At 73.4% G+C, this 19307-nt stretch carries 23 protein-coding genes; 19 read left to right on the top strand and 4 right to left on the bottom strand.

Annotated elements, in window-relative coordinates:
- Nucleotides 1–13: 13 nt before the first annotated feature.
- The 3 genes from ACFYT9_RS10335 to ACFYT9_RS10325 form a co-directional block, all read right to left on the bottom strand.
- Nucleotides 14–751 (bottom strand): LON peptidase substrate-binding domain-containing protein, encoded by a 738-nt coding sequence (locus ACFYT9_RS10335; RefSeq protein ID WP_376596575.1) that lies wholly within the window; start codon nucleotides 749–751, stop codon nucleotides 14–16.
- Nucleotides 752–762: 11 nt separating this feature from the next.
- Nucleotides 763–1827, bottom strand: coding sequence for a hypothetical protein (locus ACFYT9_RS10330; RefSeq protein WP_376596573.1), 1065 nt, complete (start codon nucleotides 1825–1827; stop codon nucleotides 763–765).
- Between the two features lie 204 nt (nucleotides 1828–2031).
- Nucleotides 2032–3627 carry an oxidoreductase gene (locus ACFYT9_RS10325; protein WP_376596571.1) on the bottom strand — a complete coding sequence of 532 codons (1596 nt, stop codon included), beginning with the start codon at nucleotides 3625–3627 and terminating at the stop codon, nucleotides 2032–2034.
- 194 nt (nucleotides 3628–3821) lie between these two features.
- On the opposite strand from ACFYT9_RS10325, the gene hisD reads away from it, so the two are divergent.
- The 8 genes from hisD to hisF are packed head-to-tail and all read left to right on the top strand — an operon-like array spanning nucleotide 3822 to nucleotide 9559.
- On the top strand, nucleotides 3822–5162 hold the full coding sequence (gene hisD, locus ACFYT9_RS10320; protein WP_389162158.1) for a histidinol dehydrogenase: 1341 nt from the start codon (nucleotides 3822–3824) through the stop codon (nucleotides 5160–5162).
- Nucleotides 5159–6271 carry a histidinol-phosphate transaminase gene (locus tag ACFYT9_RS10315; RefSeq protein ID WP_376596567.1) on the top strand — a complete coding sequence of 371 codons (1113 nt, stop codon included), beginning with the start codon at nucleotides 5159–5161 and terminating at the stop codon, nucleotides 6269–6271. The genes hisD and ACFYT9_RS10315 overlap by 4 nt, the downstream gene beginning before the upstream one ends.
- Nucleotides 6268–6861 carry an imidazoleglycerol-phosphate dehydratase HisB gene (gene hisB / locus ACFYT9_RS10310; protein ID WP_376596565.1) on the top strand — a complete coding sequence of 198 codons (594 nt, stop codon included), beginning with the start codon at nucleotides 6268–6270 and terminating at the stop codon, nucleotides 6859–6861. Before ACFYT9_RS10315 ends, hisB begins: the two co-directional genes overlap by 4 nt.
- A 2-nt stretch (nucleotides 6862–6863) precedes the next feature.
- A complete protein-coding gene (locus ACFYT9_RS10305; protein ID WP_360319419.1) occupies nucleotides 6864–7028 on the top strand; it encodes a hypothetical protein in 165 nt (54 codons plus the stop codon).
- A complete protein-coding gene (gene hisH / locus ACFYT9_RS10300; RefSeq protein ID WP_387270738.1) occupies nucleotides 7025–7687 on the top strand; it encodes an imidazole glycerol phosphate synthase subunit HisH in 663 nt (220 codons plus the stop codon). Before ACFYT9_RS10305 ends, hisH begins: the two co-directional genes overlap by 4 nt.
- Nucleotides 7684–8412, top strand: a complete 729-nt coding sequence (gene priA, locus ACFYT9_RS10295; RefSeq protein ID WP_376596561.1) for a bifunctional 1-(5-phosphoribosyl)-5-((5-phosphoribosylamino)methylideneamino)imidazole-4-carboxamide isomerase/phosphoribosylanthranilate isomerase PriA — start codon at nucleotides 7684–7686, stop codon at nucleotides 8410–8412. The genes hisH and priA overlap by 4 nt, the downstream gene beginning before the upstream one ends.
- A complete protein-coding gene (locus ACFYT9_RS10290; protein ID WP_376596559.1) occupies nucleotides 8409–8807 on the top strand; it encodes a RidA family protein in 399 nt (132 codons plus the stop codon). Before priA ends, ACFYT9_RS10290 begins: the two co-directional genes overlap by 4 nt.
- Nucleotides 8804–9559: an imidazole glycerol phosphate synthase subunit HisF gene (gene hisF / locus ACFYT9_RS10285; protein WP_376596557.1), complete on the top strand. Its 756-nt coding sequence runs from the start codon at nucleotides 8804–8806 to the stop codon at nucleotides 9557–9559. The genes ACFYT9_RS10290 and hisF overlap by 4 nt, the downstream gene beginning before the upstream one ends.
- Nucleotides 9560–9625: 66 nt before the next feature.
- On the opposite strand, the gene ACFYT9_RS10280 is transcribed toward hisF, so the two are convergent.
- On the bottom strand, nucleotides 9626–10261 hold the full coding sequence (locus ACFYT9_RS10280; RefSeq protein WP_376596555.1) for a TIGR03085 family metal-binding protein: 636 nt from the start codon (nucleotides 10259–10261) through the stop codon (nucleotides 9626–9628).
- Nucleotides 10262–10345: 84 nt separating this feature from the next.
- On the opposite strand from ACFYT9_RS10280, the gene hisI reads away from it, so the two are divergent.
- The 11 genes from hisI (at nucleotide 10346) to lgt (ending at nucleotide 19253) form a co-directional block, all read left to right on the top strand.
- Complete coding sequence (hisI, locus tag ACFYT9_RS10275) at nucleotides 10346–10714, top strand: phosphoribosyl-AMP cyclohydrolase (protein WP_376596553.1); 369 nt, start codon at nucleotides 10346–10348, stop codon at nucleotides 10712–10714.
- 11 nt (nucleotides 10715–10725) lie between these two features.
- The gene (locus ACFYT9_RS10270; RefSeq protein ID WP_389162154.1) at nucleotides 10726–12225 is read left to right on the top strand and encodes an anthranilate synthase component I; all 1500 of its coding nucleotides are present in this window, start codon (nucleotides 10726–10728) and stop codon (nucleotides 12223–12225) included.
- Between the two features lie 6 nt (nucleotides 12226–12231).
- A complete protein-coding gene (locus ACFYT9_RS10265) occupies nucleotides 12232–12882 on the top strand; it encodes a TIGR02234 family membrane protein (RefSeq protein WP_387270736.1) in 651 nt (216 codons plus the stop codon).
- Nucleotides 12883–13000: 118 nt separating this feature from the next.
- On the top strand, nucleotides 13001–13255 hold the full coding sequence (locus tag ACFYT9_RS10260; RefSeq protein WP_387270735.1) for an HGxxPAAW family protein: 255 nt from the start codon (nucleotides 13001–13003) through the stop codon (nucleotides 13253–13255).
- A 127-nt stretch (nucleotides 13256–13382) separates the two neighbouring features.
- A complete protein-coding gene (locus tag ACFYT9_RS10255; protein WP_389162151.1) occupies nucleotides 13383–13883 on the top strand; it encodes a DUF2752 domain-containing protein in 501 nt (166 codons plus the stop codon).
- Nucleotides 13884–14014: 131 nt separating this feature from the next.
- On the top strand, nucleotides 14015–14824 hold the full coding sequence (gene trpC, locus ACFYT9_RS10250; RefSeq protein ID WP_376596544.1) for an indole-3-glycerol phosphate synthase TrpC: 810 nt from the start codon (nucleotides 14015–14017) through the stop codon (nucleotides 14822–14824).
- Nucleotides 14825–14834: 10 nt separating this feature from the next.
- Nucleotides 14835–15074 (top strand): tryptophan biosynthesis modulator TrpM, encoded by a 240-nt coding sequence (gene trpM / locus ACFYT9_RS10245; RefSeq protein WP_387270733.1) that lies wholly within the window; start codon nucleotides 14835–14837, stop codon nucleotides 15072–15074.
- Between the two features lie 189 nt (nucleotides 15075–15263).
- Nucleotides 15264–16502 (top strand): tryptophan synthase subunit beta, encoded by a 1239-nt coding sequence (gene trpB, locus ACFYT9_RS10240; RefSeq protein ID WP_376596540.1) that lies wholly within the window; start codon nucleotides 15264–15266, stop codon nucleotides 16500–16502.
- Nucleotides 16499–17329 (top strand): tryptophan synthase subunit alpha, encoded by an 831-nt coding sequence (gene trpA / locus ACFYT9_RS10235; RefSeq protein ID WP_387270732.1) that lies wholly within the window; start codon nucleotides 16499–16501, stop codon nucleotides 17327–17329. The genes trpB and trpA overlap by 4 nt, the downstream gene beginning before the upstream one ends.
- 64 nt (nucleotides 17330–17393) lie before the next feature.
- Nucleotides 17394–18215: a DsbA family protein gene (locus tag ACFYT9_RS10230; RefSeq protein WP_387270731.1), complete on the top strand. Its 822-nt coding sequence runs from the start codon at nucleotides 17394–17396 to the stop codon at nucleotides 18213–18215.
- An 87-nt stretch (nucleotides 18216–18302) separates the two neighbouring features.
- Nucleotides 18303–19253, top strand: coding sequence for a prolipoprotein diacylglyceryl transferase (lgt, locus tag ACFYT9_RS10225; RefSeq protein WP_389162148.1), 951 nt, complete (start codon nucleotides 18303–18305; stop codon nucleotides 19251–19253).
- Nucleotides 19254–19307 lie beyond the last annotated feature (54 nt).

The raw sequence follows: 19307 nt of genomic DNA, 5'->3' as shown, positions 1-19307 counted from the left end.
TTCCCTCGGTCGGTCAGTTCGGGTACATGGGCGCCTGGGTCAGCTCCACCGCCGGAAGCGACGGCAGGTGCCGCAGCACCGCCGTCTCCGCGCGCAGCAGCGCCAGCTCGTCGCGCAGCCGGAGCGTGGTGTCCGGTGCCTCCAGGAGCCGCTGCTTCGTCGGGATGTCCACCATGGTCGCCGCCGCGACCAGATACGACACCACCGACGGGTCGTCGGGCAGCTCGGCGGTCGTCAGCGACCGCTCGCGCGCCCCCGCCAGCCGCTTCTGGTACGAGCGGAAGGCCCGCAGCACCCCCTCGGCCAGCGCCTCCGCCTCCTCGCCCGGAGCCTCCGGGATCTCCTCGGTCTCGGCGGTCAGGTACGGCCCGCTCGCGTCCACCGAGCGCAGCCGCACCCGGGTGGTGCCGGTGACCATCACCTCGTACGAGCCGTCCCCCCGCTGCCGGATGCTCGCCGCGTCGGCCACGCACCCCACCGGATGGAAGCTGCTGAGCGGATCCGGTCCGAAGCCGGCGGCCGGGCCCTTCTCGGGCAGCGCGGTCGGGTCCGGCATGCCGGGCGCGGTCGGCGCGACCTCGTGCCCGTCCCGGATCGCGACCACGGCGAACCGCCGCGGCTCGGAGGCGTCGATGTCGAGCAGGGCGCGCATCATGGCGCGATACCGCTCCTCGAAGACGTTGAGCGGCAGCACGAGGCCCGGGAACAGCACCGCGTTGAGCGGAAAGAGAGGCAGGCGAGCGGTGGTCACAGCGGCCAAGCCTAATGGCCGCGCGGACCGCTCCGTCCGGGGATTCCACCGGTCCGCCCCCACAACGGCGTCCGACGGGCCAGCTCGGCCCGCGCGCGGTCCCGGGTGGCCAGGAACCGGCGCAGCGGATCATGGCCGCCGAGGGCCCACGGGAAGGAGGTGGCGTACGGCCCCGTACGGCCGAACTCGGCCAGCGCCTCCTCCCACCGGCCCCGCTCCACCAGCACGTACGCCAGAAGGTTCCGCACCTCGGCCGGCCACGGGTCGCCCGCCGCGAACGCCGCCGACAGCCCCAGGCCGCGGTCCGCGGCCCGGTCGATCCGCTTCCCGTCCGCCGCGGGCGCCGCCTGGCCCACCGCCGGCCCCGTCCCGGCCCGTCCGGAGCCCGGCAGCGGACGCAGCCCCTCGTAGGCGGCGCGCACCGGCAGCGCCCGCACCAGCGAGTCCGGCGCCGCGTCGTCGGCCGCCTGCTCCGCGAAGTCGAAGGCCGCCCGGTGCGAGCCGTACCACTGCGCCGACAGGTACTTCAGCGCGGCGACATGGCAGCCGTAGTGGTGCGGGGAGCGGAGCAGGGCCTGACCCCACAGCCGCTCGAAGACCGCGTGCCCGGCGTGCGCCCCGCGCGCGTGGTCCAGCGCGAGCCGCCACGGCACCGGGTCGCGCCCTGCTTCCTCGGTGAGCGTCCGGAGCGCCGGGTCCAGCTCGCGCAGCCGCTCGGCGCGGGCCGGCGACTCCCAGGCCCGGCCCACCGCGAGCTGCGCCGCCACCAGCAGGGCGTCGGGGTCCCGCGGCGCGGCCTCCTCCCACCGCTCCAGCCACTCGCCGCGGCTGTACGCGAAGGTCGCGAGCCGTCGTACGTAACGGTCCCGGTCCTCCCACTCCGCGGCGTCCCGGGTGGTCGCGAGGAGCTTCGCGGCGGGCTCCGGATCGCCGAGCGCCGCCGCCACCAGAGCCGGGGCGAGCCGCCCGTCGGGGGCGTCCAGCAACACGTCGTCGTCCGGCGTCAGCCCGGCGGCGAGACGCGGGGCGTGCCGGGCCGAACGGACGGCGCCGACCAAGGCGCGGAGGAAGGACATGGCAGGACGTATCTTCCCATCGGGGGAGCCCCCCGGGGCGCCAGGACGGTCTCCCTTCACCCGGATCTCACCCGGTCTCCCCCCGGCCGTCACGCGGGCTCGCCCACCCGTGCGAGCTCCCGGCGGTCACGCGGGCTCGCCCACCCGTGCGAGCTCCCGGCGGTCACGCGGGCTCGCCCACCCGTACCAGCTCCCCGCCGTCGGTCAGCCCCGCCGCAGCAGCCGGGTCGCGCCCGCCGCCACCGTCGTCGCCAGGATCCAGCCGAGCAGGATCAGCACCGCCGCCGCCCACTGCCAGCCGCCCTCCAGCCGCCAGTAGCCGTCCTGGCCGAGCGTGATCACCGGCAGCAGCAGGTCCAGGGCGTACAGCGTGCCGTTCCACGCCGGGCCCTCGCCCTCCTTGATCGGCACCGGCTCGTACCGTGAGAAGGCGAGCGTGCCCGCCGCCCACAGCACCGCCATCCACAGCGCCGCCCGGCCGGGCCGGTAGCCGTACGCCACCGTCCAGTCCTGGACGTACCCCCACAGCTTCCCCGCGACCGGCAGGGTCTCCCGTCTGCGCCGCTGCTTGGCGAGCAGCACCTCCCGGGCGTCCGCGTCCTCGCCGCTGTTGCGCAGCACGGTCGCGAGCCGCTCGTACGGCTCCGGCGCGTACTCCGGGGTCGCCGCCGCCACCCACTCGATCCGCCGGGCCAGCGGGAAGTGGCCGTACGGCACCAGGTTCTCGTAGACGAAACCGCTCATCGCCAGACCGCCCGGACCGGGCCAGCTGGTGGACAGGTCGATCAGCGTCACCACCTTCGCGCCGTTCAGCACCACCCGGCCCTCCTCCGGACGCTCGCCGTTGAACCTCAGCTCCGGGGTGACGATCCGGCGCAGCGACAGCTCCTCCCGGCGCGCGCCGCTCAGCAGGAAGCGGGCGCGGTTCAGGTCCACCGCGTCCCCGAACCGCCCGTCGTCCAGCCGCACCCCGCCGTGGAACTCGACCGGCTTGCGCCGGGCGTCCCGGACCGGCGCCACACCGTACGGCGGGGTGGCCGTGGAGCCGCCGCCGTCCTCGTACACCCAGGCCGCGTTGAGGTACAGGGTGCGCTCGACGGTCAGCTGCGGCGCGTTCAGCGCGCGACGGCGCTGGGCCGCGCGCAGCACGCTGCCCCGCAGGCTGAGCGACACCCCGACCTTCGCGCCGCGCAGGCTGAACTCGCCGTACGTCTCGATCAGCTCGGCCTGGAGGTCCTGCGCCACCACCAGGCCGTCCGCGGTGATCGCCCGGCCGCGACCGTCCGGCCACACCTGGATCTGGTTGATCAGCAGGTCCGTGCCGATCTGCGCGTCCGTCAGCCGGATGCCCCGCCCCACCCGGCAGCGCGGCAGATGCAGATCACCCTCCGTGTGCAGCCGGGCCGCCTCCAGGCGGGGGAGCGAGCAGCCCACCATCCGCAGCGTGCCGAACCGCGCCTCGGGCAGCAGCACCTCGCCGTCGAAGCGACAGCCGTGCAGCTCCACGTAGGGCCCTATCGATCCGCCCGCCAGGTCCAGCACACCGGTGATCCGCACCCCGCGCAGCTTCAGCGCCGCCACCCGGCCCGACCGCGCCGGCGGCGCGTCGAGCAGCAGCGCCGCCACCACGTCGGCGCGCACGCTCCGCTCCGGCCCCCACGGCAGCTCCCCGAACGGGTCGTCCCGCTCCGGCACCCCCTCCGTCAGATCGCAGGTCCTGCCGATCCGGAACGCCTGCCACACGGCCCGCTCCGGGCCCGTGAGACCGTCCGGCATCCCGTCCTCGTGCGGCTCGGTCACTGCCGCCCCCTCGCTCTCCCCGATGCGCTCCCACCACTCCGCTCACCGGGAGTCGTGGATTCGTACAGTCGTTCTTCCCGCAGTGTGACGGGCTGAACGCTAACGGTCAGGAGTGGCGAGGAGACGCCACCGTGGCGCGTATCAGCCAGTGATACGGGCGTCCGGGCCCTTGGGGCGTCTGAGAGAATTGACCCGTGATCTCTCGAATCGATCTGCGCGGCGAGGCCCTCCCCGAGGGTTCCGCCCTGCGCGACCTGCTGCCCCGTGCCGAGTTCGACGTGGAAGCCGCCCTGGAGAAGGTGCGGCCGATCTGCGAGGACGTCAGGCATCATGGCGCGGCCGCGGTGATCGACTACGGGGAGAAGTTCGACGGCGTCCGCCTGGAGCGCCTGCGCGTCCCCGCCGAGGCGCTCACCCGCGCCCTCGACGAGCTGGACCCGGCCGTCCGCGCGGCCCTGGAGGAGTCCATCCGGCGCGCCCGCCTCGTCCACCGCGAGCAGCGCCGCACCACCCACACCACCCAGGTCGTGCCCGGCGGCACGGTCACCGAGAAGTGGATCCCCGTCGACCGCGTCGGCCTGTACGTGCCGGGCGGCCGCGCCGTCTACCCGTCCTCCGTCGTGATGAACGTCGTCCCGGCCCAGGAGGCCGGCGTCGAGGGCATCGCCGTCTCCTCCCCGCCGCAGAAGGAGTTCGGCGGCCTGCCGCACCCGACGATCCTCGCCGCCTGCGCCCTCCTCGGCGTCGACGAGGTCTACGCCGCCGGCGGCGCCCAGGCCGTCGCCATGTTCGCCTACGGCACCGAAGGCACCGACGGCGAGCCCGGCTGCGCCCCGGTCGACCTGGTCACCGGCCCCGGCAACATCTACGTCGCCGCCGCCAAGCGCCTCCTCAAGGGCCGCATCGGCATCGACGCGGAGGCCGGCCCGACCGAGATCGCGGTCCTCGCGGACTCCACCGCCGACCCCGTGCACGTCGCCGCCGACCTCATCAGCCAGGCCGAGCACGACCCGATGGCCGCCTCCGTCCTCGTCACCGACTCCGAGGAGCTGGCCGGGGCCGTCGAGGCCGAGCTGAAGACCCAGGTCGCCGCCGCCAAGCACGTCGACGACCGGATCGCCCCGGCCCTGGCCGGCCGGCAGTCCGCGATCGTCCTCGTCACCGACCTGGAGGACGGCCTCAAGGTCGTCGACGCCTACGGCGCCGAGCACCTGGAGGTCCAGACCGCCGACGCCGCCGCCCTCGCCGACCGGGTCCGCAACGCGGGCGCGATCTTCGTCGGCCCCTGGGCCCCGGTCTCCCTCGGCGACTACTGCGCCGGCTCCAACCACGTCCTGCCCACCGGCGGCTGCGCCTGCCACTCCTCGGGCCTCTCCGTGCAGTCCTTCCTGCGCGGGGTGCACATCGTGGACTACACCCGCGACGCGCTCGCCGACGTGGCCCACCACGTGGTCACCCTCGCCGAGGCCGAGGACCTGCCGGCCCACGGCGCCGCGATCAAGGCCAGGTTCGGCTGGAAGGTGCCCCAGCAGTGACCGAGATCCGCATCGACGACCTGCCCGTCCGGGAGGAGCTGAAGGGCCAGTCGCCCTACGGCGCCCCCCAGCTCGACGTGCCCGTCCAGCTCAACACCAACGAGAACCCCTACCCGCTGCCCGAGCCCCTGGTGGCCCGGATCGCGGAGCGGGTCGCCGAGGCCGCCCGCGGCCTCAACCGCTACCCCGACCGGGACGCGGTCGAGCTCCGCACCGAGCTCGCCCGCTACCTCACCCGCACCGGCAAGCACCCGGTGGCCAGGGAGAACGTGTGGGCCGCCAACGGCTCCAACGAGGTCCTCCAGCAGCTGCTCCAGACCTTCGGCGGACCCGGCCGCACCGCGATCGGCTTCGAGCCCTCGTACTCGATGCACGCCCTGATCGCCCGCGGCACCGGCACCGGCTGGATCTCCGGCCCGCGGAGGGACGACTTCACCATCGACGTCGAGGCCGCCGAGGCCGCGATCGCCGAGCACGCGCCCGACGTCGTCTTCATCACCTCGCCCAACAACCCCACCGGCACCGCCGTCGAGGCCGAGGTCGTGCTGCGGCTGTACGAGGCCGCCCAGGCCGCCCGGCCCTCGCTGGTCGTGGTGGACGAGGCGTACGTGGAGTTCAGCCACCGGGACTCGCTGCTGCCCCTCCTGGAGGGCCGGCCGCACCTCGTGGTCTCCCGGACCATGTCCAAGGCGTTCGGCGCCGCCGGGCTCCGCCTCGGCTACCTCGCCGCCCACCCGGCCGTGGTCGACGCCGTGCAGCTGGTCCGCCTCCCGTACCACCTCTCCGCCGTCACCCAGGCCACCGCGCTCGCCGCCCTGGAGCACACCGACACCCTCCTCGGGTACGTCGAGCAGCTCAAGGCCGAGCGCGACCGCCTCGTCTCCGAGCTGCGCGCGATCGGCTACGAGGTCACCGAGTCCGACGCCAACTTCGTCCAGTTCGGCCGCTTCCCGGACGCGCACGAAGCATGGCGGAGCATCCTCGACCGGGGCGTCCTGGTCCGGGACAACGGCGTACCGGGATGGCTGCGGGTCACCGCCGGCACCCCCGAAGAGAACGACGCGTTCCTCGACGCGGTCCGTGAACTGAAGAAGGAGCAGAGCGCATGAGCCGCGTAGGCCGCGTTGAGCGCACCACCAAGGAGACCTCCGTCGTCGTCGAGATCGACCTCGACGGCACCGGAAAGGTCGACGTGTCGACCGGGGTCGGCTTCTACGACCACATGCTCGACCAGCTCGGCCGGCACGGGCTCTTCGACCTGACCGTGAAGACGGACGGCGACCTCCACATCGACTCGCACCACACCATCGAGGACACCGCCCTCGCCCTCGGCGCCGCCTTCAAGCAGGCCCTCGGCGACAAGGTCGGCATCTACCGCTTCGGCAACTGCACGGTCCCGCTGGACGAGTCCCTCGCCCAGGTCACCGTCGACCTCTCCGGCCGCCCCTACCTCGTGCACACCGAGCCCGAGAACATGGCGCCGATGATCGGCTCGTACGACACCACCATGACCCGGCACATCTTCGAGTCCTTCGTGGCCCAGGCGCAGATCGCGCTCCACATCCACGTGCCGTACGGCCGCAACGCCCACCACATCGTGGAGTGCCAGTTCAAGGCGCTGGCCCGCGCCCTGCGCTACGCCTCCGAGCACGACCCGCGCGCCGCCGGGATCCTCCCCTCCACGAAGGGCGCGCTGTAGCCGTGACCGGTCTCTCCACCATCCTGATCGTCGTCGGTCTCTTCCTGCTCGGCGGCATCTACTCCTTCGTCAAGCAGCAGATGCCCAAGGGCCTCATCGTGCTGCTCTCCGTCGGTGCCGCCATGTGCCTCACCGCCGGCGTGCTCCGTCTGGACGTGTGGTCATGACGACGAGCACCCCCACCGGCGGCCCGCGCAAGAAGGTCGTGGTCTTCGACTACGGCTTCGGCAACGTGCGCTCCGCCGAGCGCGCCCTCGCCCGGGTCGGCGCGGACGTCGAGATCACCCGCGACTACGACACGGCGATGAACGCCGACGGGCTCCTCGTCCCCGGCGTCGGCGCCTTCTCCGCCTGCATGCAGGGGCTCAAGGAGGCCCGCGGCGACTGGATCGTCGGCCGCCGGCTCTCCGGCGGCCGCCCCGTCATGGGCATCTGCGTCGGCATGCAGATCCTCTTCGAGCGCGGCATCGAGCACGGCGTCGAGACCGAGGGCCTCGACGAGTGGCCCGGCACGGTCGGGCCGCTGGACGCCCCCGTCGTCCCCCACATGGGGTGGAACACGGTCGACGCGCCCGCCGACACCGAGCTCTTCGCCGGCCTCGACGCCGACGCCCGCTTCTACTTCGTGCACTCCTACGCGGTGCGCGAGTGGACCCTGGAGGTCGGCAACAAGAACATCCGCGCCCCCAAGGTCACCTGGGCCACCCACGGCGAGCCCTTCGTCGCCGCCGTGGAGAACGGGGCCCTGTGGGCCACCCAGTTCCACCCCGAGAAGTCCGGCGACGCCGGCGCCCAGCTCCTCACCAACTGGATCGGAACCCTGTGAGCACTCTCGAACTCCTCCCCGCCGTCGACGTCCGCGACGGCCAGGCCGTCCGCCTCGTCCACGGCGAGTCCGGCACCGAGACCTCCTACGGCTCCCCGCTGGAGGCCGCCCTCTCCTGGCAGCGCTCCGGCGCCGAGTGGCTCCACCTCGTCGACCTGGACGCCGCCTTCGGCACCGGCGACAACCGCGAGCTGGTCCGCCAGGTCACCGAGGCCATGGACATCAAGGTGGAGCTCTCCGGCGGCATCCGCGACGACGCCTCGCTCGCCGCCGCCCTCGCCACCGGCTGCACCCGCGTCAACCTCGGCACCGCCGCCCTGGAGACCCCCGAGTGGGTCGCCAAGGTCATCGCCGAGCACGGGGACAAGATCGCCGTCGGCCTCGACGTGCGCGGCACCACCCTGAAGGGCCGCGGCTGGACCCGCGACGGCGGCGACCTCTACGAGACCCTGGCCCGCCTCGACTCCGAGGGCTGCGCCCGGTACGTCGTCACCGACATCGGCCGCGACGGCACCCTCACCGGCCCCAACGTCGAGCTGCTGAAGAACGTCTGCGCGGCCACCGACAGGCCCGTCGTCGCCTCCGGCGGCGTCTCCTCCCTGGACGACCTGCGCGTCCTGGCCGGCCTCGTGCCGCAGGGCGTCGAGGGCGCGATCGTCGGCAAGGCGCTCTACGCGAAGGCGTTCACCCTGGAGGAGGCCCTTCAGGCGGTGGCGTCCGCATGACCGACTCCGTGCGCAAGGTCGTCACCGGCGCCCCCTGGGAGGAGCAGTTCGGCTACTCCCGCGCGGTCGAGCTGCCCAACGGCACCGTCCTCGTCGCCGGCTGCACCTCGGTGGTCGAAGGACAGATCGCCGACGGCGGCCCGTACGAGCAGACCGTCAACTCCTTCGCCGTCGCCCTCGACGCCCTGAAGCAGCTGGGCCTCGGCGCCGAGGACGTCGTCCGCACCCGCATGTACATCACCCACGCGCGGGACGTGGACGAGGTGGGCCGCGCCCACAAGGAGCTGTTCGACGCGGTCCGCCCGGCCGCCTCCATGATCATCGTCTCGGGCTTCGTCGACCCCCGCCTGGTCGTCGAGGTCGAGGTCGAGGCGTACAGGAGTGATGCGGCATGAGCCTCGCCGTACGAGTGATCCCCTGCCTGGACGTGGACAACGGCCGGGTCGTCAAGGGCGTCAACTTCCAGAACCTGCGCGACGCCGGCGACCCGGTCGAGATGGCCAAGCTGTACGACGCCGAGGGCGCCGACGAGCTGACCTTCCTCGACATCACCGCCTCCTCCGGCAACCGGGAGACCACCTACGACGTGGTGCGCCGCACCGCCGAGCAGGTCTTCATCCCGCTCACCGTCGGCGGCGGCGTGCGGTCGGCCGAGGACGTCGACCGGCTGCTGCGGGCCGGCGCGGACAAGGTGGGCGTCAACACGGCCGCCATCGCCCGCCCCGAGCTGATCCAGGAGATCGCGGAGCGCTTCGGCCGGCAGGTCCTCGTCCTGTCCGTGGACGCGCGCCGGACGCCCTCCGGCTCCTTCGAGGTGACGACGCACGGCGGCCGCAAGGGCACCGGCATCGACGCCGTCGAATGGGCGCACCGGGCCGCCGAGCTGGGCGCGGGCGAGATCCTGCTCAACTCGATGGACGCGGACGGCACGAAGGACGGCTACGACACCGAGATGATCGCGGCGGTGCGCAAGCACGTGACCGTGCCGGTGATCGCGTCCGGCGGCGCCGGCCGGCTCGCCGACTTCCCGCCGGCCGTCGCGGCGGGCGCGGACGCGGTGCTCGCGGCCTCCGTCTTCCACTTCGGCGACCTGCGGATCGGCCAGGTCAAGGAGACGCTGCGGGAAGCGGGCCACGAGGTCCGCTGAGCCGTCCCACCGCCCGGGAGCGTCCGGGGGAAGGGACACCGCGAGGTGCCCTTCCCCCGCTCCCGGCTAGATCCCCAGCTGCTTCGTCGTGTTCAGCAGCTCGATCGCGTCCGGCTCGCCCTCAAGACCCACCTTCGCCACGTCCGTACGCCCGTACAGGTACATCGTCAGCTCGCCCGGCTCCCCGGAGACGGTCACCACCGGAGTGCCGCGGTGGGCGACCACCGTCTGGCCGTTCGGGCGGCGCAGCACCAGGCCCACCGGCGCCTTCCGGCCGAGCAGCCGGGCGCCCTTCTCCAGCCGGGACCACAGGGCGTCCGAGAAGACCGGGTCCAGCTCCCGCGCCGACCAGCCCGGCTGCGCCCGGCGCACGTCCTCCGTGTGGACGTAGAACTCGACGACGTTCGCGCCCTCGTCCACCTGCTTGATCGTGAACGGGGAGAAGCGCGGCGGACCCGAGCGGACGAGCTGGACCAGCTCCTCGTACGGCTTCGCGGCGAACTCGTCCTGGACCCGCTGGAGCCGTTCCTTCAGCGCGGGGACGAGCGTCCCGGCCGCCGCGTCCGGCCGCCGCTCCCGGACCACCACATGGGCGGCGAGGTCCCGCGTCCGCCAGCCCTCGCAGAGCGTCGGGGCGTCCGGTCCCGCGGCCTCCAACAGATCAGCGAGCAGAAGCCGTTCACGTTTGGCATGGGTCGACATGACCGCCAGCGTACGACCGCCCCGCGCCGTCCGCCCAGTGGACGCCCCGCCGGACACACTCCGGCGTCACGGCACAATGGCGCCATGAGCAGCACGCCCCGGACCCCCAGCGACCTCGACCCGGCCATCGCCGCCCGCCTCAAGCGCGACGCCCACGGCCTGGTCCCCGCCATCGCCCAGCAGTACGACACCGGCGAGGTGCTGATGCTCGGCTGGATGGACGACGAGGCCCTGCACCGCACCCTCACCACCGGCCGCTGCACCTACTGGTCCCGCAGCCGGCAGGAGTACTGGGTCAAGGGTGACACCTCCGGGCACGTCCAGCACGTCAAGTCGGTCGCGCTCGACTGCGACGCCGACACGGTCCTCGTCCGGGTCGACCAGGTCGGCGCCGCCTGCCACACCGGCGCCCGCACCTGCTTCGACGCCGACGTGCTCCTCGCATCCGAGTAGGGTCTGGCGCCATGGATCTCGAGACCTTCCGCAAGCTGGCGGCCGACCGCCGCGTCATCCCCGTCAGCCGCAGGCTCCTCGCGGACGGCGACACCCCGGTCGGGCTCTATCGCAAGCTCGCCGCCGAACGCCCCGGCACCTTCCTCCTCGAATCCGCGGAGAACGGCCGCAGCTGGTCCCGCTACTCCTTCGTCGGCGTCCGCAGCGACGCCACCCTGACGGTGAAGGACGGCCAGGCCCACTGGCTCGGCACCCCGCCGGTCGGCGTCCCCACGGACGGCGACCCGCTCGCCGCCCTGCGCGCCACCGTCGAGACCCTCCACACCTCGCGCGACCTCGCGGGCGGGCTGCCGCCCTTCACCGGCGGCATGGTCGGCTACCTCGGCTACGACATCGTGCGCCGGCTGGAGAGGATCGGGGACTCCACCCGCGACGACCTGGAGCTCCCCGAGCTCACGATGCTCCTCACCAGCGACCTCGCCGTCCTCGACCACTGGGACGGCTCGGTCCTCCTGATCGCCAACGCGATCAACCACAACGACCTGGAGACCGGCGTCGACGAGGCGTACGCGCACGCCGTCGCCCGTCTCGACGCGATGCAGGCCGACCTCGCCCGCCCCGTCGCCACCACCCCCGAAGCCCTCCCGGACTCCGAGCTGCCCGCGTACTCGGCGCTCTGGGGCGGTGCGGCCTACCAGGACGCCGTCGAGGACATCAAGGAGCGGATCCGGGCCGGCGAGGCCTTCCAGGTCGTCCCCTCGCAGCGCTTCGAGACCCCCTGCACCGCCTCCGCCCTCGACGTCTACCGGGTCCTGCGGGCCACCAACCCGTCCCCGTACATGTACCTCTTCCGCTTCGAGAACGGCTTCGACGTCGTCGGCTCCAGCCCCGAGGCCCTCGTCAAGGTCGAGGACGGGCAGGCGATGCTCCACCCCATCGCCGGCACCCGGCACCGCGGCGCCACCCCGCAGGAGGACCACGACCTCGCCGAGGAACTGCTCGCCGACCCCAAGGAGCGCGCCGAGCACCTCATGCTCGTCGACCTCGGCCGCAACGACCTCGGCAGGGTCTGCGCCCCCGGCTCCGTGGAGGTCGTCGACTTCATGTCGATCGAGCGGTACTCCCACGTCATGCACATCGTGTCCACCGTCACCGGCCGGGTCGCCGAAGGGAGGACCGCCTTCGACGTCCTCACCGCCTGCTTCCCCGCCGGCACCCTCTCCGGCGCGCCCAAGCCCCGCGCGATGCAGATCATCGAGCAGCTGGAGCCCTCCCGCCGAGGCCTGTACGGCGGGTGCGTCGGCTATCTCGACTTCGCCGGCGACTCCGACACCGCCATCGCCATCCGCACCGCCCTGCTCCGCGACGGCACCGCGTTCGTCCAGGCCGGAGCGGGTGTGGTCGCCGACTCCGACCCGGCCGCCGAGGACGCCGAGTGCCGCAACAAGGCCGCCGCCGTCCTCCGCGCCGTACACACCGCCAACCGGATGAAAGGTTCATCGCAGCCGTAGGGGATAGTGGGGTACGTGAGTGCCGTACCCGTACCCCAGCCCCGAGCCGCCCGCGCGGCCGTCACCTCCGGCGGCCGGCGGAGCCTCGCCGTCGCCCTGCTCCTCGGTGCCCTCGGGGCCACCGTCGTACTGCTCTCCGCCGGCCAGATCTGGGCCGAGGGCACCGCGTCGGTCGCCGGGGGCTCCGTCCCCGTCGAGGCCGACGGCGGCACCGTCACCGGCGTCCCGACCGCCCTCGCGATCGTCGGCCTCGCCGCCCTCGTCGCCGTCTTCGCCGTCCGCCGCGCCGGCCGCACCCTCGTCGCCGCGCTCCTCGCGCTCAGCGGCGCCGGAGCGGCCCTCGCCGCCTTCCTCGGCGCCTCCGACAGCGCGGCCCTCGACGCCGAGGCCGCCCGGATCAGCGGCGACACCGCCGCGGCCGTCGCCGGTCTCACCCATACGGCCTGGCCCTACGTGGCCGCCGCCGGCGCCCTGCTCATCCTCGTCGCGGGCCTCTGCGCGCTGCGCTACGGCAAGAGCTGGCCCGCGATGGGCGGCCGCTACGAGCGCTCCGGCGCGCCCCGCCCGGCGCGCGGCCCCGCCGCCGGCGACCCCGACCGCCCCGAGGACCTGTGGAAGGCACTCGACCGCGGCGAGGACCCGACGCACGACGCGTGATCGTCCGGGACCCCCCGAGTCACCTCCCCGGGGTCATGTGCGGAAGAATGACGCCGTCATCACATGACAGCCGTCATCTTCGACGTCACCACCGAGCAACATCTACGAGGAGCAACTCATGGCGGGCAGCGCCCACGGACACACCCCGGCCGCCTGGACCGGTGTCATCATCTCCTTCATCGGCTTCTGCATCGCCGGAGTCTTCATGGTGGCGGCGAACATCCCCGGCTTCTGGGCCGGCGTCGGTGTCATCGTCCTCGGCGGTGTCGTCGGCCTCGCCATGAAGGTCGCCGGCCTCGGCATGCCGAAGGAGTCCCCGGCCGTCGCCGCGGCCCGCGAGACCGCGAGCGCCGCGGCCAGGGCCCGCGCCTGACCCCAGGACCCGGCCCCGAGGTCCGCTGCCGACCCGCGCGGACCCCGGCACCACCCGAACGGCGCAGTCCGGCACGCCCGGACTGCGCCGTCGTGCGTCCCGGCGCGTCCCGGGCGACAATCACCGCGTGACCGCCGAGCCGACACCGCAGACCGAGCCGAGCCCTCGCACACCCCGGCCCGCCGGGGCGTACGACCCCCGGCTCCGGGAGGCCGAGGAGTTCCGCAGCCGCCCGCTCGGCCGGCGGCTGCTCGCCCCGCTCGCCACCCTCGCCGGCACCGCCGCCGCCTTCGCGTACGTGGCCGCCGTCGACCCCAACGAACCCGGCCACTACCCGGTCTGCCCGCTGCTCCGCTTCACCGGCCTGTACTGCCCCGGCTGCGGCGGGCTGCGCAGCGCCCACGCCGTCGCCCACGGCGACCTCGCGACCGCGCTCGGTGCCAACGCGCTCGCCGTCGCCGGCTACGCGGTCTGTGCCGTCCTCATGGCCGTATGGCTGATTCGCGTCGTCCGCGGCACGCCGACCCGGATCACCCTGAAGCCGGCGTGGTGGTGGGCGATCGGGGCGCTGACCGCCCTTTTCGCGGTGATGCGGAACCTTCCGTTCGGCTCCGCGCTGGCCCCCTGAAGTCCCAGCTGATGGGACGCCGCGCCGCTCGATGCGGATCAGACGGTCACCTGCGGATACCATCGGACATGGCTGAACCCTGCTCATCAGGTTCCGTGGAACCGTCACCGTCCCGGAAGGGGGCCTCTCGCGTGAGTGTGCTCGACGAGATCATCGAAGGCGTGCGCGCCGACCTCGCAGAGCGGCAGGCGCGGGTCTCCCTCGACGAGCTCAAGGACCGGGCCGCCAAGGCCCCGCAGGCCAAGGACGGAGTCGCCGCGCTGCGCGGCGAAGGCGTCACCGTGATCTGCGAGGTCAAGCGGTCGAGCCCGTCCAAGGGAGCGCTCGCGGCCATCGCCGACCCGGCGGGACTCGCCGCCGACTACGAGGCGGGCGGCGCCGCCGTCATCTCCGTCCTCACCGAGCAGCGCCGCTTCGGCGGCTCGCTCGCCGACCTGGAGGCCGTGCGCGCCCGGGTGGACATCCCGGTCCTGCGCAAGGACTTCATCGTCACCGCCTACCAGCTCTGGGAGGCCCGGGCGTACGGAGCGGATCTCGCGCTCCTCATCGTCGCGGCCCTGGAGCAGGAGGCCCTCGTCTCCCTCATCGAGCGCGCCGAGTCCATCGGGCTCACCCCGCTCGTCGAGGTCCACGACGAGGAGGAGGTCGAGCGCGCGGTCGAGGCGGGCGCCCGGATCATCGGCGTCAACGCCCGCAACCTCAAGACCCTCCAGGTCGACCGCTCCACCTTCGAGCGCGTCGCCCCCGAGATCCCGGCCGGCATCGTCAAGATCGCCGAGTCCGGCGTCCGCGGCCCGCACGACCTCATCGCGTACGCCAACGCCGGCGCCGACGCGGTGCTCGTCGGGGAGTCCCTGGTCACCGGCCGCGACCCGAAGACCGCCGTCGCCGACCTCGTCGCCGCGGGCGCCCACCCGGCGCTGCGGCACGGCCGGAGCTGACGGCCGCGCCATGACCCCGCACCGCGTCGCCGTGCCGACCGCCCCGGGCTCCGCAGCCCGCGGGCCGGTCGGACCGCGCGCGGTGTCCGTGGCCGCCCACGCGCGGCTCGCCCGGGGCTGCCGGCCCCGGGGCTGCCGGGCGCCCGCCCGCCGTGTCCACGGCCGCCGGGTCCGGCACTGCATCGGCGCGGAGCCGGGCACGGTCCCCGGCATGCGATGGCGCGCCCGCGACACGCGCGCGCTCCTCTGACCGACCTTTTCCGGGACGGCACCCCTCGCGGGTGCCTCCGCACCGGTGCCTGAACCCGCACCCGTACGGAGTCGTACCCCGGTGCGGCTCCAGGCCCGGAAAGCCCCGGCCCGGCAGGGGGCGCCGCGCGCGTACGAAGCGAGTCACGTCCCTTCACGACCGCATCGCCCCGCGAGGAGCAGCATCAGCATGACCAGCGAGTTCTTCATCCCGGACCCGGAGGGCCAGGTCCCGTCGCCCGAGGGCTACTTCGGCGCCTTCGGCGGCAAGTTCATCCCCGAGGCCCTCGTCGCCGCCGTCGACGAGGTGGCCGTCGAGTACGAGAAGGCCAAGAACGACCCCGAGTTCGCCCGCGAGCTCGGCGACCTCATGGCCAACTACACCGGCCGCCCCAGCGCCCTCACCGAGGTGCCCCGGTTCGCCGAGCACGCCGGCGGCGCCCGGATCTTCCTCAAGCGCGAGGACCTCAACCACACCGGCTCGCACAAGATCAACAACGTGCTCGGCCAGGCCCTGCTCACCAAGCGCATGGGCAAGACCCGCGTCATCGCCGAGACCGGCGCCGGCCAGCACGGCGTCGCCACCGCCACCGCCTGCGCCCTCTTCGGCCTCGACTGCACCATTTACATGGGCGAGGTCGACACCCAGCGCCAGGCCCTCAACGTGGCCCGGATGCGGATCCTCGGCGCCGAGGTCGTCGCCGTGAAGTCCGGCAGCCGCACCCTCAAGGACGCCATCAACGAGGCGTTCCGCGACTGGGTCGCCAACGTCGACCGGACGCACTACCTGTTCGGCACCGTGGCGGGACCCCACCCCTTCCCCGCGATGGTCCGCGACTTCCACCGCGTCATCGGCGTCGAGGCCCGCCGCCAGCTCCTGGAGCGCGCCGGCCGCCTCCCCGACGCGGCCGTCGCCTGCGTCGGCGGCGGTTCCAACGCCATCGGCCTCTTCCACGCCTTCCTGCCCGACGCCTCGGTCCGGCTCATCGGCTGCGAGCCGGCCGGCCACGGCGTCGAGACCGGCGAGCACGCGGCCACCCTCACCGCCGGCGAGCCCGGCATCCTGCACGGCTCCCGCAGCTACGTCCTCCAGGACGAGGAGGGCCAGATCACCGAGCCGTACTCGATCTCGGCCGGCCTCGACTACCCGGGCATCGGCCCCGAGCACGCCTACCTCAAGGACAGCGGGCGCGGCGAGTACCGGGCGGTCACCGACGACGCCGCCATGCAGGCGCTGCGGCTGCTCTCCCGCACCGAGGGCATCATCCCGGCCATCGAGTCGGCCCACGCCCTCGCCGGGGCCCTGGAGGTCGGCAAGGAGCTCGGCAAGGACGCGCTCCTCCTCGTCAACCTCTCCGGCCGGGGCGACAAGGACATGGACACGGCCGCGCGCTACTTCGGCCTGTACGACGGGGAGGGGTCGAAGTGACCACCGGAAACCTTCAGCTGCTCGCCGACACCCTGGAGCGCGCGAAGGCCGAGGACCGGGCCGCGCTCATCGCGTACCTCCCGGCCGGCTTCCCGACCGTGGACGGCGGCATCAAGGCGATCAAGGCCGTCTTCGACGGCGGCGCCGACATCGTCGAGGTCGGCCTCCCGCACAGCGACCCGGTCCTGGACGGCCCCGTCATCCAGACCGCGGACGACATCGCCCTGCGCGGCGGCGTCAAGATCGCCGACGTCATGCGGACGGTGAAGGAGGCCCACGAGGCCACCGGCAAGCCGGTCCTCGTCATGACCTACTGGAACCCGATCGACCGGTACGGCGTCGAGCGCTTCGTCCGGGAGCTGGCCGAGGCCGGCGGCGCCGGCTGCATCCTGCCCGACCTCCCGGTGCAGGAGTCCGCCCTCTGGCGGAAGCACGCCGACGAGCACGGCCTCGCCACCGTCTTCGTCGTCGCCCCCAGCAGCAGGGACGAGCGGCTCGCCACCATCACCGCGGTCGGCTCCGGCTTCGTCTACGCCGCCTCCCTCATGGGCGTCACCGGCACCCGCGCGTCCGTCGGCGAGCAGGCCGCCGACCTCGTCCGGCGCACCCGCGTCACCTCGAAGATCCCGGTCTGCGTCGGCCTCGGCGTCTCCAACGCCGACCAGGCCCGCGAGGTCGCCGCCTTCGCCGACGGCGTCATCGTCGGCTCGGCCTTCGTCCAGCGGATCCTCGACGCCGACGGCGACGAGGCCGCCGGACTCGCCGCCGTAAAGGAACTGGCGGCCGAACTCGCGGAGGGTGTGCGCCGCACGTCCCGACCGGAGTAGTCCATCCGGGTGGATATCGGACCGGGGAGGCGCGGACGCGCCTCCCCGGTTCGTTGCTGTGGGCGTGAGCGAGAAGAACCGTGACGGTAGTAACAAGAGCGCGCGGGAGCGCCTCCAGCAGCAGCGCGAGCGAGAGAAGGCCCGCGAGAAGCAGCGACGCGTCCTGATCGTGACGGCGGGAGTGGTCGGTGTCCTCGGCCTCGCCGCCGTCGTCGGAGTGATCGCCGCCAACAGCGGCAAGGACGGGGACTCCGCCAAGGCCGGACCCGTCGTCGCCCCCACCGGCGCGGTCGACGGCGACAAGCCGGCCATCCCCACCGGCAAGGCGGACGCCCCGTCCACCCTCCAGATCTGGGAGGACTTCCGCTGCCCCGCCTGCGCCCAGTTCGAGAACGTCATGCGGGACGCCATCCACGAACTGGAGGCCGCGGGCGCCGTCAAGACCGAGTACCACCTCGCCACCCTCATCGACGGCAACATGGGCGGCAGCGGCTCGCTGCGCGCGGCCAACGCCGCGGCGTGCGCCCAGGACGCCGGCAAGTTCACCGCGTACCACGACACGCTCTACATCAACCAGCCGCAGGAGACCGACGACGCCTTCGGCGACAACGCCAAGCTGATCGAGCTGGCCGCCAAGGTCCCCGGACTCGACACCCCGGCGTTCCGCTCCTGCGTCGAGGACGGCACCCACGACGGCTGGGTCGAGAAGTCCAACGAGGCGTTCCAGGCCGGCGGCTTCCGCGGCACCCCGACCGTCCTGCTCAACGGAGAATCGATCTTCCCGACCAAGGGCGAGGAGCAGATCTCCCCGGAGAACCTGAAGAAGTGGGTCGCCGAGGCCAACAAGGGCAAGAAGCCGGGCACCGCCTCCCCGTCGGCGGGCTAGCGGCGGGGCAGCGGCGGGGTTAGTTATCCAGACGTTGCCGGGTGGGCTGCCGGTCCGCCCGCCCGGCAGGGTAGCGTCGGACCTGCCATGGACCTTGCCTACATTCCCAGCCCGTCGACCGGTGTCCTCCACCTCGGACCGATTCCGCTGCGCGGCTACGCCTTCTGCATCATCCTCGGTGTCTTCGTCGCCGTCTGGCTCGGCAACAAGCGCTGGATCGCCCGGGGCGGCGCCGCCGGCACGGTGGCCGACATCGCCGTCTGGGCGGTGCCCTTCGGCCTCGTCGGCGGACGCCTCTACCACGTGATCACCGACTACCAGCTGTACTTCAGCGAGGGTGAGAACTGGGTCGACGCCTTCAAGATCTGGGAGGGCGGCCTCGGCATCTGGGGCGCCATCGCCTTCGGAGCCGTCGGCGCCTGGATCGGCTGCCGCCGCCGGGGCATCCCGCTCCCCGCGTACGCGGACGCGATCGCCCCCGGCATCGCCCTCGCCCAGGCCGTCGGCCGCTGGGGCAACTGGTTCAACCAGGAGCTGTACGGAAAGCCCACCGACCTGCCGTGGGCGCTGAAGATCACCGAGAGCGCCAACCGTGAGGCCGGGCTCTACCACCCGACCTTCCTCTACGAGTCGCTGTGGTGCATCGGTGTCGCCGTCCTCGTGATCTGGGCCGACCGCCGCTTCGAGCTGGGCCACGGCCGCGCCTTCGCCCTGTACGTGGCCTCCTACTGCGCCGGCCGCGCGTGGATCGAGTACATGCGCGTCGACGAGGCCCACCACATCCTGGGCCTGCGCCTGAACGTGTGGACCGCGATCATCGTCTTCGTCCTCGCCGTGGTCTACATGGTGGTCTCGGCGCGGATCCGGCCGGGCCGCGAGGAGATCGTGGAGCCGCGCTCCCGCAAGAAGGTGTCCGGCGAGGACGCGGACACCGCCGAGCGGGACGGGACGGACGCGGAGCCGGAGGCGGCGGAAGCCGCCGACGAGGACGTGGAGAACGGGGCCGGGAACGGCGCCGGGTCGGCCGCCAAGGGCTGACGCCACCCCTCACGGACACGAGGGCCGCCGGGACCGAGGAGGTCGCGGCGGCCC

The sequence above is a fragment of the Streptomyces sp. NPDC004435 genome (assembly GCF_042873895.1).
Classification (GTDB): domain Bacteria; phylum Actinomycetota; class Actinomycetes; order Streptomycetales; family Streptomycetaceae; genus Streptomyces.
The sequence above is the reverse complement of the archived record's forward strand: the minus strand, read 5'-3'. Positions and strand labels throughout refer to the sequence as shown.